Source organism: Acinetobacter sp. 243_ASPC, from assembly GCF_001054715.1.
GTDB lineage: Bacteria > Pseudomonadota > Gammaproteobacteria > Pseudomonadales > Moraxellaceae > Acinetobacter > Acinetobacter soli.
On the sequence record NZ_JVOR01000086.1, the window covers coordinates 1 to 14,336 of the forward strand.

Sequence of the window (14,336 nt, forward strand, 5' to 3'; positions counted from 1 at the left end):
TTTTGGTTGCCGTTGGAATTTTGATAAGTGCCATATCCGCCAGTTCCGAAATACTGGCATCGGGACGCGTTGAAGCAGCAAGCAAGATTCTACGGCGTGAATTGTCTAAACCATATTTTTTTAATGAATTGTCGATCTTATTGATATAAAGCGCGTGAACTTGTGAAATGAGATAGTACGGAAACTCTTCTAAATCAAATTCATCATGAACAGGAAAATATTTGGCATATTTATTGGTCATATAAGTCAAGCTTCTTAAAAGTGAATGGATTTAAATTAGCATATATTTTAGCTTAAGCATTCAAATTATTTTATTTTTAAAGTAAATTTTTTATTAAAATCATGTTTTTAATTACATAAAAGCAATCCGATATAGTTAATAAGTGTCATAATTTTTTTAAATCAAAATGTATAAAGTTTTTGTAAATGGACCACTCTAGATGAGCAGTCCTGTTTCAATGTTCTAGCCTAATGACGACTTGCATTCATTTTTCGAACCATCGCATCAAAAAATTTGTTGGCAAATCCACTTTCCCGAATCAGCATGGCCGTCAGATCTGTACATTTTTGTTTAACATCATGATTTAAAAGCATGTCTTCTCCTGCCATCGCATCTGCCTGACACTGTACTTCGGCAGCACGCTGTACGGTCCAAAGTAAAAAGAAGGCTTTTTCGATACTGCTCTCGCCCACAGCAATGCCGTGATTACGCAGAACTAAAATATGATGGTCTGCCAAGCTTGCAATCATGCGTGATTTTTCATCTTCAAACAGCGTGATTCCCTCAAAAGTATGATATCCAACTCGACCATAGAGCTGTGCGCCATAGAAACTATCATGTTTGAAGCCGTGCTTTTTTTGCACCACGGCGCTGATGGGTGTGGTATGAGTATGAATCATACAGCGGATATCATCTCTTGCACCATGCACTGCACTGTGTAACGCAAAACCAGCCGGATTGGCATCATACTCAGATTGTTCAACTTTGTTTCCATCCAAATCTACTTTAAGTAGGTTTTCAGGCGTGATTTCAGTGTAATTTAAACCAAACGGATTCACCAAATAGTGGTGTTCCTTGCCAGGTAATCGCGCAGAAATGTGGTTGAAAATCGTTTCTGTCCAGCCAAAATGATCAACCAAATGGTAGCACTGTGTCAGTTTGGTTCGAAGCGCCCATTCTTCTTGTGAGCACTGTGGTGGGGCAATTGCACTGTTCATTCTGATATCCTGTTTTAAATTTTTCGAGACTGTTCACTGAGATATTGGGTCAGATCGCAAATATGTCGGGTCATTGGCATTGGACAATCGTAGTGTTCTGCTAACTCAATCACGGCATCTGCTATGCCTTTTAGTTCGAGTGGCTGTTTTTTTTGATAGTCATACCACATGGATGTACGGGTATCGCCCATTTCAGAGCCCAGCTTTAAAAAGGTATCTGGGTCGATCGAGACGCGTGCGCCATAGCTTGCTGCCACCTGACGGACTTCACGCGTGATTTCTCGGGTGATGCTCTGTAGGTAAGGATGTGAGTAAATATCTTTAAGCGTTGCACCGGTAATCACAGACATTGGATTTGAACTTAAGTTGGCGATGACTTTGGTCCAGATTTGATCGCGAATGGTTTCTGAAATACGCACCTCAATGCCACTGTCTGTAAAAATATTCTGCAACGCGGTAATACGAGGTGTGACTTGATGAGAAGGCTCACCCAAAATAAGCAGATACGGATTTTTTGATTCAACCCGACCATGACTTTTTAAGGTGGCTGTAATAAATACTACAGCACCGATCAAATGAGATAATGGAAAATGCTGTATTAGGCGTTGATCGGCATCGAGGCATTTAATTGGCTTGATTTGGTCTTGTGTCGTGTTTTGATAGAAATACCAAAATGGAATTCCATTGATGAGCGGAATCACCAAAGTTTGTTCATGCAAAATAGACTGAATATCTTCATACACATGAATTAAGGCATCGGATTTGGTGGCAATAAAAATCACGTCTTGTGGTTCAAGCGCAGATGCATGACTCACCACACGATCAGGAATAATGTGGTGTTCACCAGTGAGATCTTGCAGATAAATTCCCTGCTCAGACAGTACCTGATAATTTTCTCCTCGTGCAATTATCGAAACCGATGTGCATCCTGCAAGTTTTAATCTGGCTGCCATGGTACATCCGATTGCACCAGCACCCAGAATGGTAATTTTAGCTGACTGATTCATACGTGCCCTCTTTTTAAATAGCCAATACATCTTGGTGTTTACTGTTGATTCCAAGATAACTTTCTATAATTCTAGGATCTTCGACCAGATCTGAACCCCGACCTTCTATAGCTAACTCGCCCATTTCAAGCACATAGGCGTAGTCGGCGAGCTTAAGTGCTGCGCGTGCATTTTGTTCAACCAGTAAAATCGAAACCCCTTGAGTCCGGAGTTGATCAATGATCTTAAAAATTTCACGGGTAATCAGCGGTGCTAGCCCTAAACTTGGTTCATCTAGCATCAATAGTTTAGGTTTTGCCATGAGTGCTCGGCCCACTGCCAGCATTTGGCGCTCTCCACCAGAAAGCGTACCAGCCTCTTGTTTACGGCGCTCATGTAAGCGTGGAAATAACCCATAGACTTCATCTAAAGTCTGTTTGAGTGTCCGGTCTCCGTGTTTATAACGCTGGAAACCACCAAGCATTAAATTATCTTCAATCGACATCGACGCAAATAACTCACGTTTTTCAGGTACCAACCCTAATCCACGCACCACCATGCGTTCAATTTCAGGGCATTGTCCTATTTCACCATCGAACTCAATATCTCCTTTCGAGCCCAGAACCCCCATAATCGCAGATAGCAATGTGGTTTTTCCGGCGCCGTTTGGACCAACCACTGAAACAATCTGCCCCTGATTCACCCGCATATTAAAATTGGTCAGTGCATCGACCTTACCATAAGCGACACTTAAATTTTTCACTTCCAGTAAAGCGTTGCCGGATGTATTGTTGTGGATGTCTTTCATGCAGCACCTCCCAAATAAGCCTCAAGCACCGCTTGATCATTTTGAATATCGTGAGGTAAGCCCTCGGCAATTTTCTGTCCAAACTCCATCACCACCACTCGATCGACCAGATTCATCACAAAATCCATATCATGCTCAACCAGTAAAATCGCCATACCTTCCGATTTAAGCTTAATAAGAAGCTCGGCTAATGCCTGTTTTTCTTTCAAACGTAAGCCTGCTGCTGGCTCATCGAGAAGCAATAAACACGGATGAGCACACAAGGCGCGTGCAATTTCTAAAATACGTTGTTGCCCCAAAGCCAATGCACCCGCTTCGGTATATAGGTATTCACCTAAACCTACTCGCTCAAGCTGTTGCTTGGCTTCATTTAACAAAATATTTTCTTCTTCACGATCTAGACGAAACATGGAAGCAAAAACACCTCGTTGCCCACGTAAATGCGCACCAATCACTACATTTTCGAGCACTGTCATTTCTGGCAAAATCTTTACGTGCTGAAAAGTTCGGCTTAAACCTAATTTGGCAATTTCACGAGATGGAATTCCATTGATACGCTGTCCAAGAAATATTACATCACCACTGGTCGGCGTATCGACACCTGACAACTGATTAAACATAGTGCTTTTTCCAGCACCATTTGGTCCAATTAAGGCCAAAATCTCTCCCGCACGAATATTCAGATTCATTTGGTTATTGGCAATCAATCCACCAAATGCCTTTGTGACATCTAAAGCCTGCAAGATTTCGGTACCATGCGCAGGCAGTGTCGGTTTTGCCAAGGTATGAGATGTTGGAGTTAACGACAAATGTGAACCTTTTAACTGATAACGGGTAGGTAAAAGTTTCAGAAGTAGTGACCACAATCCCGCCGGTGATTTTTGCATTAGCACCACAATCATGAGGCCAAACACAATGGTTTCATAATTACCTTCACCACCAAATATCATGGGTAATACATCTTGCAACCATTGACGCATCATAGTGAAAATACCCGCACCCACCACTGCGCCCCAAATACTACCTACCCCACCAAGTAACGCCATAAAGAGGTAATCAATTCCCATCTGAAGACCAAATGGCGTCGGATTAATAAAGGATTGGTTGTGCGCGTAAAGCCAGCCTGCGATCGATGCAAATACCGATGACGTTACAAATACGATCATTTTCGAGCGAAAAGTATTGACTCCCATCGACTCTGCCATGATTTGTCCACCTTTTAGCGCACGGATCGCACGACCTTCTCGGGAGTTAAGCAAATTTCGAGTCAGAATCATGGCGATCAATAAGATGAGCCAGATCAGATAAAACATCTTGTTGTTGGTATCTAAGGCATATCCAGCGATTTCAATACTAGGAATATTGGCAATGCCTGAATGCCCGCCCAATGTTGGAATGGTTGAAAAGAAGTAGTACAGCGAAATACCCCAAGCAATTGTACCCAGTGGCAAATAATGACCCGAAAGTTTAAGCGTGAGCCCGCCAACCAAAAGTGCAGAAAAGATGGTGATGATCAATCCAAGGAATAACCCCACCCATGGCCCACCGCCTGTCCATGCCAGAAATGTTGGCAATTGTTGGGTTACGCTCAGATAAGCTGTGGTATAAGCCCCGATTCCGACCAATGCAGCCTGCCCAAAGCTGGTCATTCCGCCCACACCTGTGAGTAAAACCAACCCCAGCACCACCAAAGCATTCATACCAATATAGTTAAGTAGCGTCACTTGATAAGTGGGTAACAGCAGTGGACTTAGTGCAACCAGCAACACTACAACCGCCAAGATAGCATTTGATTTCATTCGCTTTCCTCCTCTATTTGACGAGAAGTTAATGATTTCCATAACAAAAATGGAATAATCAGGGTAAAGACAATAATTTCCTTATAGTCACTGGCCCAAAACATAGCAAAAGCTTCAATAATCCCCACTGCGACTGCACCAAGTGCGGCCACTGGAAAGCTCACCAAACCACCAATAATTGCGCCTACAAAGCCTTTTAAGCTGATTACGAAACCAGAGTCGTAATATAAGGTTGTGATGGGTGCAATCAAAATACCCGAAAGTGCACCAATAAATGCAGCCAGACTAAAGGTCAGTTTTCCCGCAAAAACAGGAGAAATTCCCATTAATTGTGCCCCCATTCGGTTGACAGCAGTTGCATGTAAAGCTTTGCCATATAATGTTTTTTCGAAGAAATACCACAGTGCAATAATCATGATGAGGAAAGCTGCTACAATAAACAGGGTCTGACTATTAACTGTTAAAGCGCCCACTTCAAAAATTGCTTCACTAAAGGGTTTGGTTTGTGCGCCATCTGGCCCAAAAATAAGTAACCCGACACCGACCATTGCCACATGTACCGCAATTGAGACAATCAGTAGCACCAAAGGCTTTGCTGCTACCAATGGCTGAAAAAAAGTTCGATACATTTGCGGACCGAGCGGTGTGATCACGGCTAATGCAAAAATTATTTGTAAGCCGAGCGGCATATTCATCAGCGGTAAGGTATACATCGCAATAACCAACGCTGCGATATAGATCGCCCACACAATCGCTGCCTGAATGTTAAATTTGGTTTGATGTTTAAAATATGCGTACAGGTCTAAAATAATATTGGTGAAGTAAAAAGCCACCAGTAACCAGACCACCACACTGGGTGTTCCTGCCTGAATGGCAGCTAAGGTCAGCGCACCATAGACAGTGAATTCGCCCAAAGGAATGAGCAAGATGCGTGTCACGGTAAATACAAGCAGAATACATAACGCCAATAAGGCATAAATTGCCCCACTGGTAATGCCATCTTGCCCTAAAATCAAAGCAATATTCATATCCATAATGGTCTATCCTTACTATGTAGGTCGTGATCACCTCACAGGAAAATTGATGACTTTCCTGACATAGCAATTTTTTGATTTTTTCTGAATAGGATTACTATTTAAGTAGTTTCCATTGACCGTTTTTCACCGTAATCATTACGCGTCCGCGTTGATCAAAACCACTATGATCCATAGCTGTCATAGTGTAGACCCCTTGCGTGGCAGGCAATTCCTTGGTTTGTTCCAATGCAGTTCTTAAGGCTTGACGAAATTGTGCTGTTCCTGGCTTCGCTTGCTTAAGTGCAATCGGTACGGCTTTATTGAGTAATAGTCCAGCATCATAAACATTTGCACCAAAGGTGGCTGGAACTACGCCATATAATGCTTTGTAATCGTTAATATATTTCTGTGCAATTTGTTTAGATGGATGATTATTTGGTACTTCATTAATCACCAGCATCAGACTTGCTGCTAGAATGGTATTTTCTACCTTCTTGCCCCCAAGCTTTAAAAACTGATCTAAAGCTGCACCATGTGTCTGATACACTTGCCCGCGGTACCCTCGATCATATAACGCCACTTGTGGCGTAACTGCCGAACTTCCTGGCGCAGCGATTAAAATGGCTTGAGGCTTTTTCGCAACAAGTTTAAGTGCTTGTCCGGTGAGTGATGTATCCTGACGCTGAAAAGATTCTTTTACTGTCACACTAATGCCATTTTTGGCTGCCAATGTACTTATCACACGGCTCCAGTTTTCACCGTATGGGTCGGCTGTGCCAATAAATCCAAGGGTTTTAATTTTTCGTTTGACCATATCTTGCACCAAAGCCTGTGCAATCAAATCATCATTTTGCGTGGTTTTAAACACCCATTTACGCTGTGCATCCATTGGAACCACAACACCTGATGTACCCACAGGTGCCAAAAGTGGAACCCCTGCTTTGGCAATAATTCCCAAAGCTGCCATTGCATTTGGAGAACCTGACGGCCCAATAATGGCATCGACATTATTCTCCTTAATCAGTTTATTCATTGCTTTGACAGTCGCTGTGGGATCACTGCCATCATCGAGTGAGATGTAGCGAACATTTTCCGTGCCAATTTTTTTGGGTAACAGTGCAATCGTATTACGCTGTGGAATACCCACTATGGCAACGGGGCCACTTGATGATGTCACAACACCTACGGTTATGTCGGCATGTACCATCGGTACAGCTACACTTATGACTGCCGTGAAGCTCATAATTTTGGTTAACTTCATTTCAAACCTTCTCCTCATCAGTTTGACCCTAGATATTCAAAATTAGTTGAAATATCTAAGATATTACATTTATTAATTAAGCAGCTTTCATGCCACTTTTAACCAAAAAATTAAATTTATTATTTAATATTTATCATATACTTAAAATATCATAAATTTTCAAAAACAGCATACCAATAAAGTATATTTTTCAACTATTTTTATGCACTAAATTATTACACTTTTATTGTAAAAAGCACCATTTTAATGACTATTTTTTCATCAAAAAACCGCATCATCTTGTTGTTCTTTAGCAAGAAAAATTAAAATCTCCTCTTCTGATTAACTATTCATTTGTTTGAAAGGATCAACCAATAATGATTAATTTATCATCATAAAAAAACGCAAATGATAAATTCGTCATTTGCGTTGCTGCTTAAATGTAACCCGACATGTAGTTGCTGATTTAAAATTGATAACTATAAGTTGCGATGAAGCGTGTTTCGTTATAGTCGGTGCCTCTTGAGTAGGCCGTACCGTATTTTAAATCTGTGCGAATATGCATCACCTCCAGCCCAATCCCCTTAAATTGCCCAGTGGGTACAATATATTTTAGTGAAATACTTTTTTCTGTCTCCTTGTTATCTTTGAAACCTTCTTGAGTAATATCGCTACCGTGTAAATAGCGTAATGTACTTTTTAAACCCGGCATGCCAAGCTCTGCAAAGTCATAACGATATAAGACATGCCACGTGAGTTCATTGGGTTTGACAAAGCCTAGGTTTGACCATGCGTGTAGATATGGCTGAGGTACATAGCCTGCTAGCGTTGGAAATGTTGAAGCACCGTCATTTTTACGGACGCCGCTCATTAGCGTATGATTTCCATCCTGAAGCGTTGTCATTACTCCATAAGCCTGATTATCTATTGTTCCATATAGGGCTTGACCATCTTCAGTGTTATGAAAGTAACGAGCATCCACCTTAATCTTGGTTGAACCAACGTGAGTAGAATAGGCAAAGTTTAGATATTGTTGACGGTAGATATCTTCAAGTTGTCCCCACCAATACGATGCAGTCCAATGTGTATTGAACATATAATCTAAACCAATAAGATTTAATCCATCACTCTCGTAACGCAGTGCATTCGGTCTAAACAAGCTCAACTTGCGAAAATGATCATCATTTCTGGCATTAATTCGAGTAACACGGCCAGCTGTAATTTTAAGCTTTTCAAGTTCTGAACTTTCGAGCATTGCACCTGAATATGTAGTTAAGAGCTGTCTTGAATCATCGATATACACAATAGGGTTCTTTAGAAGTAATTCGCCTATTTTTAGTTCAGTTTTATTGTATTTCAGTTTAAGCGTTGCGCCAAACTTTGCATAATCTCGATCTTGTCGACCTGTATCCAGATCATAAGGAATGATTGTATCGGCACGTGATACATTATGGTTATTCAAACGTAGTGCGTATTGTGCACTTGCATCGACGCCCAATTGAATTGGTGTATTTGTATAACCAGACTCATAACGCCCCATAAATGCTTGTGACCAACTACCAATATTTGTAGTTTCGACATCCTTAAACTCACGCTCTATATAAAAGTTACGCAGATCAACTGAAAGTTTTTGATCTTTAAAAAAATCTGCATAGGCAACACTTAAAGAGCATGTGCTTATAAAAAACATGCTCACACATCTAAAATTAAAATATTGATTCACTTAACACCCCAATAAAAAGGAACTATTTTTGTATAAAAAATATCCTTTTTATTGATTGAAAAGTCAATTTTTTAGATGCACCATTAAAGTCCAAAATTTAACTTAAATTTTTTTTAAATTCAACATTTTCACCATCTTGATTCACTTTCAGCGACCAAAAAAGAAATGATCATTTAAAACCTGTAAAAAACTGAATTTTCAACTAATTTACGGCTAACAAATCATGTTTTAGACATTTCTTGTTTCAAACAAGTTATTAATTTATTAGTAATGCACTATTTTGATAATTGATTTTTTAAATAATTTTAATTTTTAATCTTATTAATTTAAATTACATTATAAAAAAGTTAGATTTTATAAATTTTTAAAAGATTACAGACAAAAAAAATATAGAATTGATTCAATCAATCTATATAGTTGCTTTAATAAAATTTTAAAGTTTGGCATTCAATATTTAAGTAAGAATGCCAAAAATGATACTTCAATGAATTCCTGCTAAATCTCGCAATATATTCATAAATATCTCACGATCTTGCTGGCTATATTTTTTAAAGATTTCTTCTTGATGGCTATCGGCAATTTTAAACAAATAGTGTGCTGTTTGTTTACCTTTTTCAGTTAACTCTAAAAAATCAGAATTATTTTTAATTAATCCATCAGCCGCTAAAATAGCGATAGCTTGTTCAACTTCCTGCATAGGCATTGCAATATCGCGGGGTAAATCATGCTTACTAGCAGCAGTGCCACTTGCCAAAACCAACAATAAACGGGCTTCACTGGTTCTATAACCAGATGCTAGCTGTTTTGGTAGATAATCGGCTTGATAACTTTTAAAAGCACGACTCATCAAATAACAGGCATTACTATAGAGTTGTCCTTGCTGGGCAGCATTTAGATCGGTTGTCGAGATACTCTCTTTAAGTTGCAAACTCGGATGTGGTATCACACTAGAGTATGCACCTTGATGATAAAGCAATGGACTGCGCCCTTCATCTTGAAAGTTGACAACTTTTCCAACAATAATCCAGTGATCACCACCTTCAATAATTGCATGGCGCTCACACTCAAAAACGGCTGAGCATTGTTCCAAAATAGGTGCTAAACCCTGACCGAGTTTATAGTTTGTTTCCGCAAATTTATCGATATTACGACGCGAAAACTTATTTGAAAGTTCAATTTGCGAGCCAGACAGAATATTCACGGCAAAATGAGAGGACTGCTCAAATACAGTAAAGCTTGATGACTTTTTATCGATACTCCATAAAATGAGCGGTGGATCCAAGGATACCGAATTAAAACTGTTTGCAGTGACCCCTACTTTCTCACCTTGCTCATTTTGCGCCGTCATAATGGTCACGCCTGTTGCAAAGTTGCCAAGCGCACGTCTGAATTGTAACGGATCGATCTGAATCTCTTTTAATGTATGATGTGTGTTCATCAGGCACTCCTTGATTGTTTTTTATTTTTTAAATCTCATCTGATCTAGATATCCAAGACCAGTCGGGCCGATTTGGCGCGCGAGCAACACACCAGAATCTGCTCGTTATCGGCTTTTTCTTCATCGGTAAAATATACATCCCGATGATCTGGCTCACCCTCAAGCACATCACACATACACGTTCCGCATACACCTTGTTCACAAGACATTTCAATACAAATTCCTTCACGCGCCAAGGCAGACAAAATGGTTTCTTCTGCATGCACGCGAATGGTTTTACCGGAGCGCTTGGCGACCACATCAAAAGCATCGCCGCTCAGATCAGCTTCAACCTGAAAATATTCTTTGTGAACCTGCTGATCTGGAAGCTTATGAGCTTTGGCTAAATTAATTACCCAGTCCATGAATCCATTTGGGCCACAGGTATAAATATGTGTATCTTCCAGAAGATGCTGCATAAATTGTTCAAAAAATTCCCGGTGATTTGCACCCTGATCTTTAAAATGAAAGGTGGTGTAGCTGGCCAGTGGTCCGTGTTTAAGCTCATCCACAAATGCGCTACTTTGTTCACTTTTAGCACAGTAATGCAGCTCAAATGATGCATTTTCTTGGTGTAACGCATACGCCATCGCAATTAACGGCGTAATACCGATTCCACCCCCAACCAAGATGCTGTGGCGTGCTTTGTGCAATGGAAATAAATTTTTAGGTTGACTGACCTTTAACTGCATGCCAATTTGAATCTCGTCATATGCTGAACGCGATCCACCACGTGAGTCGGGATCATTTAAAATACCTAGTCGAAAAATCCCTTCTTGCTGTGGGTTTTGACATAAAGAATACTGACGAATCAGACCATTTGGCAGATGTAAATCGACATGCGCACCCGCCTCTACACGAGGTAAGCAAATACCCTTTTGTGCTGATTCAAGTTCAAGCACGACTACATTTTCACCTTGAATCTGACGATTTTTTACAATTACATCATAAAGTTCAGTCATTGCTGCCTCACTGATTATGTTGATGTTTTATGCGGTTTAGCGCATGAACAAGCCACCATTAATGTCCCAAGTGGCACCCGTTACAAAACCAGCATTTGGACTGGCCAAAAGCGCGCATGTTTGAGCAATAAACTCCATATTGCCTAAAGCCTTGACTGGAATATTGTCGATAAATTGATTTATTTTCGCTGTTGGAACCACGCTATGAACCATTGGGGACTCTAACGGACCGGGTGCAATCGCGTTTACCGTCACACCCGAGGCTGCAAACTCTTTGGCAAAAATCTTGCTTAAAGTCACAATTGCGCCTTTAGATGCGGCATAGTGAGCACCTGTTGCGGTTCCTCCATTTTGACCTGCAAGAGACGCAATATTAACGATTCGACCAAAGCCTTTATTGGCCATATACTTGCCAATCAACTGACATGCCTGAAAGGTTCCTCGTTGATTGACTTGTGTAATCTGGTCAAAATCATCTGCGGTGATTTCAAGCACAGGCGTTGCCTTGGTCATGGTGGCATTGTTGATCAGTACGTCTAAGCCATTAAATTGTTGATCAATCCATGTAATAGCCGCTTTAAAATCCTGCTCTTTTGAAATATCTAGCTTGAGCGGATACAGATTTTGAGCATAAGCGCTTAAACTTACGGCCTGCTGTGCTTTTTCCAACGTACTGGCAGATAAAATGACCTGATGCCCCAACTGCGCAAAATGCTCTGCAATTACATAACCAAGCCCTGAGGATGCTCCGGTCACTAATACAACTTGCTGCATATCCAGATCTCCTACAAGATGTAACTAATACCTGAGAGCGTATCGGTTGAGTTGACCAGATTGACGATCTTTCGCTGAATTTTAAGATGGCCTTCGTTTTGGCGTACCAAGTGATAGGTAATATCGGCGGTGTAGTGCTTTAAAGCTTCTTTACGAAATTCACGCAGGTTTTGTGCGCAGCGCAATACAATTTGATTGTCTTTATCTTCAATCACTCGCACCCTTGAAATACTACGCACGGTATTGGCTTTCGGAGACGTCGAAATCGCTTCGCCATTTTCAAGCCGCTCGACCCGGAGCTTACGCATATGATGATCGTCATAAGCATAGTTCAGATGATTTTCGTAGTCGGTGAGTTTCGGATCGATAGGAATAATATAGGTTCCTTTTTCTTCCCAAAGCGATAACCAGTCACGGTATTCGGCGTGATCAAGCATATCGGCTTCTGCCCAGATAAAAGCGGTCACTTCATTCAGTACATTTAAATTTATATTCATGCTGCTCTCCTTTACGCCGTCATCATCTTTTTCCATTGCTGATACGCAGCACGCATGCCGGTTTCTGCACTGACATCACTTTTTAAACCATCTTCAGTGGCTACTTCTTCTGGTAAACCACGATTGAGCATAATCCATAGATCCTGACCAGCTTTAGCACCATGCTGAACTCGTTCCCACGCCTCAGAGTCGTCTGGTGTACCAAAGCCAAATGGCCCCTGAAAATGTTCATGCAAGCGCAAACGGTACTGATTGGCAATTTGCGGACCACCGTCCATAGTAATGACGGCGTGATGAATTTCGGTTTCATCTACAGAAATCGGTTGCATGACACGGAAAAATGCCATGGAGCAAGCGATATTTGGAAAAAGATTTAAATTGAACCCAGAACCACCTACCGCTCGTACAATACGGCGTACTTCAAGCTCTGCATGACCTTCATCGCGAAGTGCCTGAGCTAAATCTTCAAAACGCTCCTGAATTGGTCGCTCCATCAGTTCTTCATCCAGATCAACCAGCTCTGGAATCATCACCATTACGCTGTGGCCATTGCCTAGATCTTCGACATAACCCGGCTGATCTTCAAAATTAAAGAGCGCTTCGGTTTGCTGATCGACCGAACTTAAGAATGATTTGTGTACCAAAGGAAAATGGTAGGCATCTGTGGTGTTTTCTAGCTGGATTTTCCAGTTTCCAGGAAAACGAAAGCGATGCTCACCCAGCACTTTAATTGGATAACCTGCACCTTGTTTCATGAACAGGTCAATCCATTTTTTTGCAGGCCCTAAAAAGTCACTTAATGGTTCAATATCATCTTTAAAGGTGGCAAAAATCATGCCGTTGTACTCTTCCACCCGAAGACGAAATAATGGCAGCTCACTTTTATCCAGACATTCTCCGTAGCTTTCAGGTGATGGTACGCCACGTAACGAACCATCGAGTGCATAACTCCAGCCGTGATAAGGACAAACAAAACTGTTGGTTTTACCTTTTTTGTGCTCACATACGGTCGCTGCGCGATGACGACAACGGTTTAGCAACACATGAACATTCTTTTTGCGATCGCGTACCACCACCACGGGTTGTTGACCGATATTAATGGTTTTGTAACTCCCGCTTTCCGGAATTTCACTGGCATGCGCCACCCATACCCATGTGCTGTAGTAGATTTTTTGCATTTCATCGTCAAAAATTTTTGCGTCTGTGTATAACGAGGTATGTGCGCGGTCTGTCTGAACCAGATGGGCGTAATCGGTTTCATCCGGTCGCATTGGAATTAAACTGTTCATACTTATTCCTTTAAACTCTCTATTGTTTGGCTTGCCGTTTCGGGGACAGGTAGTTGATCTTCACTATCCCAATACGCAACTGGCCGGCTAAAAATATTTTGCGTTTGAAAATGGCTGATTTTCCAACACCCCACAGGGTCACGTTTAAATTGAACGGTCAGCTTTGCGGCATTTAAATGTGCTTTTCCATCTCGAAAAGTCGATGTTTGCAACATCATCCAGCGCCCTGTGGCGCAATCTTGATCGACCTCAATTTGTTCCGAGTTCACAAAATGAGCATTCATCAAAAAATGTGAGTTGTGTTGAGTGTATTTTGCAAACATATTTGCAATTGCTTCGCTTCCTCGATACTGACCAAAGGTATTTTGATAACGCTGACCAATACCTTCCCAGATCGCATCTTGATCAAACAATGCCATTAATAATTGAAGATCTGTATCTGCACCTAAACCATCGCAAAGCTCCATATAACGATGCAAGATATGGCGCACTGTATTGATGGCTTCTAGCTGATCAAGACGCTCAAGAATATGATGTTCAATCATGA

Annotated in this window: 13 protein-coding genes and 1 pseudogene; all 14 read right to left on the reverse strand. The window is 41.1% G+C overall.

Annotation, left to right across the window (positions count from 1 at the left end):
• Positions 1 to 241: pseudogene (locus ADA42_RS09960) on the reverse strand (MarR family transcriptional regulator); the annotation flags it as partial.
• Positions 242 to 468: 227 nt separating this feature from the next.
• Positions 469 to 1,218 carry a class II aldolase/adducin family protein gene (locus tag ADA42_RS09965; protein WP_048765002.1) on the reverse strand — a complete coding sequence of 250 codons (750 nt, stop codon included), beginning with the start codon at positions 1,216 to 1,218 and terminating at the stop codon, positions 469 to 471.
• Between the two features lie 14 nt (positions 1,219 to 1,232).
• Positions 1,233 to 2,225 carry a ketopantoate reductase family protein gene (locus ADA42_RS09970; RefSeq protein WP_004937675.1) on the reverse strand — a complete coding sequence of 331 codons (993 nt, stop codon included), beginning with the start codon at positions 2,223 to 2,225 and terminating at the stop codon, positions 1,233 to 1,235.
• A 13-nt stretch (positions 2,226 to 2,238) separates the two neighbouring features.
• Positions 2,239 to 3,012, reverse strand: a complete 774-nt coding sequence (locus ADA42_RS09975) for an ABC transporter ATP-binding protein (protein ID WP_004937677.1) — start codon at positions 3,010 to 3,012, stop codon at positions 2,239 to 2,241.
• On the reverse strand, positions 3,009 to 4,811 hold the full coding sequence (locus ADA42_RS09980) for an ABC transporter permease subunit (RefSeq protein ID WP_048765004.1): 1,803 nt from the start codon (positions 4,809 to 4,811) through the stop codon (positions 3,009 to 3,011). Before ADA42_RS09980 ends, ADA42_RS09975 begins: the two co-directional genes overlap by 4 nt.
• Positions 4,808 to 5,845 carry a branched-chain amino acid ABC transporter permease gene (locus tag ADA42_RS09985; protein WP_004947448.1) on the reverse strand — a complete coding sequence of 346 codons (1,038 nt, stop codon included), beginning with the start codon at positions 5,843 to 5,845 and terminating at the stop codon, positions 4,808 to 4,810. The genes ADA42_RS09980 and ADA42_RS09985 overlap by 4 nt, the downstream gene beginning before the upstream one ends.
• Positions 5,846 to 5,942: 97 nt before the next feature.
• Positions 5,943 to 7,088: an ABC transporter substrate-binding protein gene (locus tag ADA42_RS09990; protein WP_048765007.1), complete on the reverse strand. Its 1,146-nt coding sequence runs from the start codon at positions 7,086 to 7,088 to the stop codon at positions 5,943 to 5,945.
• 445 nt (positions 7,089 to 7,533) lie between these two features.
• Complete coding sequence (locus tag ADA42_RS09995) at positions 7,534 to 8,757, reverse strand: OprD family outer membrane porin (protein WP_048765009.1); 1,224 nt, start codon at positions 8,755 to 8,757, stop codon at positions 7,534 to 7,536.
• Positions 8,758 to 9,271: 514 nt separating this feature from the next.
• Entirely contained in the window at positions 9,272 to 10,228 is a 957-nt protein-coding gene (locus tag ADA42_RS10000) for a p-hydroxyphenylacetate 3-hydroxylase reductase component (protein WP_048765010.1), read from the reverse strand.
• Positions 10,229 to 10,272: 44 nt separating this feature from the next.
• A complete protein-coding gene (locus ADA42_RS10005; protein ID WP_048765012.1) occupies positions 10,273 to 11,229 on the reverse strand; it encodes a PDR/VanB family oxidoreductase in 957 nt (318 codons plus the stop codon).
• A 36-nt stretch (positions 11,230 to 11,265) separates the two neighbouring features.
• Positions 11,266 to 12,003 (reverse strand): SDR family NAD(P)-dependent oxidoreductase, encoded by a 738-nt coding sequence (locus tag ADA42_RS10010; protein ID WP_004947458.1) that lies wholly within the window; start codon positions 12,001 to 12,003, stop codon positions 11,266 to 11,268.
• An 11-nt stretch (positions 12,004 to 12,014) separates the two neighbouring features.
• Complete coding sequence (locus ADA42_RS10015; RefSeq protein ID WP_004937693.1) at positions 12,015 to 12,500, reverse strand: aromatic-ring-hydroxylating dioxygenase subunit beta; 486 nt, start codon at positions 12,498 to 12,500, stop codon at positions 12,015 to 12,017.
• A gap of 11 nt (positions 12,501 to 12,511) precedes the next feature.
• On the reverse strand, positions 12,512 to 13,789 hold the full coding sequence (locus tag ADA42_RS10020; RefSeq protein WP_048765014.1) for an aromatic ring-hydroxylating oxygenase subunit alpha: 1,278 nt from the start codon (positions 13,787 to 13,789) through the stop codon (positions 12,512 to 12,514).
• Positions 13,790 to 13,791: 2 nt separating this feature from the next.
• Positions 13,792 to 14,334, reverse strand: a complete 543-nt coding sequence (locus tag ADA42_RS10025; RefSeq protein WP_004947464.1) for a nuclear transport factor 2 family protein — start codon at positions 14,332 to 14,334, stop codon at positions 13,792 to 13,794.
• Positions 14,335 to 14,336 lie beyond the last annotated feature (2 nt).

Bases quoted from the DNA above. Each gene is read 5' to 3' on its own strand.
- ADA42_RS09965 (WP_048765002.1), bottom strand. From the start codon at position 1,218: ATGAACAGTGCAATTGCCCCACCACAGTGCTCACAAGAAGAATGGGCG.
- ADA42_RS09970 (WP_004937675.1), bottom strand. From the start codon at position 2,225: ATGAATCAGTCAGCTAAAATTACCATTCTGGGTGCTGGTGCAATCGGA.
- ADA42_RS09975 (WP_004937677.1), bottom strand. From the start codon at position 3,012: ATGAAAGACATCCACAACAATACATCCGGCAACGCTTTACTGGAAGTG.
- ADA42_RS09980 (WP_048765004.1), bottom strand. From the start codon at position 4,811: ATGAAATCAAATGCTATCTTGGCGGTTGTAGTGTTGCTGGTTGCACTA.
- ADA42_RS09985 (WP_004947448.1), bottom strand. From the start codon at position 5,845: ATGGATATGAATATTGCTTTGATTTTAGGGCAAGATGGCATTACCAGT.
- ADA42_RS09990 (WP_048765007.1), bottom strand. From the start codon at position 7,088: ATGAAGTTAACCAAAATTATGAGCTTCACGGCAGTCATAAGTGTAGCT.
- ADA42_RS09995 (WP_048765009.1), bottom strand. From the start codon at position 8,757: ATGTTTTTTATAAGCACATGCTCTTTAAGTGTTGCCTATGCAGATTTT.
- ADA42_RS10000 (WP_048765010.1), bottom strand. From the start codon at position 10,228: ATGAACACACATCATACATTAAAAGAGATTCAGATCGATCCGTTACAA.
- ADA42_RS10005 (WP_048765012.1), bottom strand. From the start codon at position 11,229: ATGACTGAACTTTATGATGTAATTGTAAAAAATCGTCAGATTCAAGGT.
- ADA42_RS10010 (WP_004947458.1), bottom strand. From the start codon at position 12,003: ATGCAGCAAGTTGTATTAGTGACCGGAGCATCCTCAGGGCTTGGTTAT.
- ADA42_RS10015 (WP_004937693.1), bottom strand. From the start codon at position 12,500: ATGAATATAAATTTAAATGTACTGAATGAAGTGACCGCTTTTATCTGG.
- ADA42_RS10020 (WP_048765014.1), bottom strand. From the start codon at position 13,789: ATGAACAGTTTAATTCCAATGCGACCGGATGAAACCGATTACGCCCAT.
- ADA42_RS10025 (WP_004947464.1), bottom strand. From the start codon at position 14,334: ATGATTGAACATCATATTCTTGAGCGTCTTGATCAGCTAGAAGCCATC.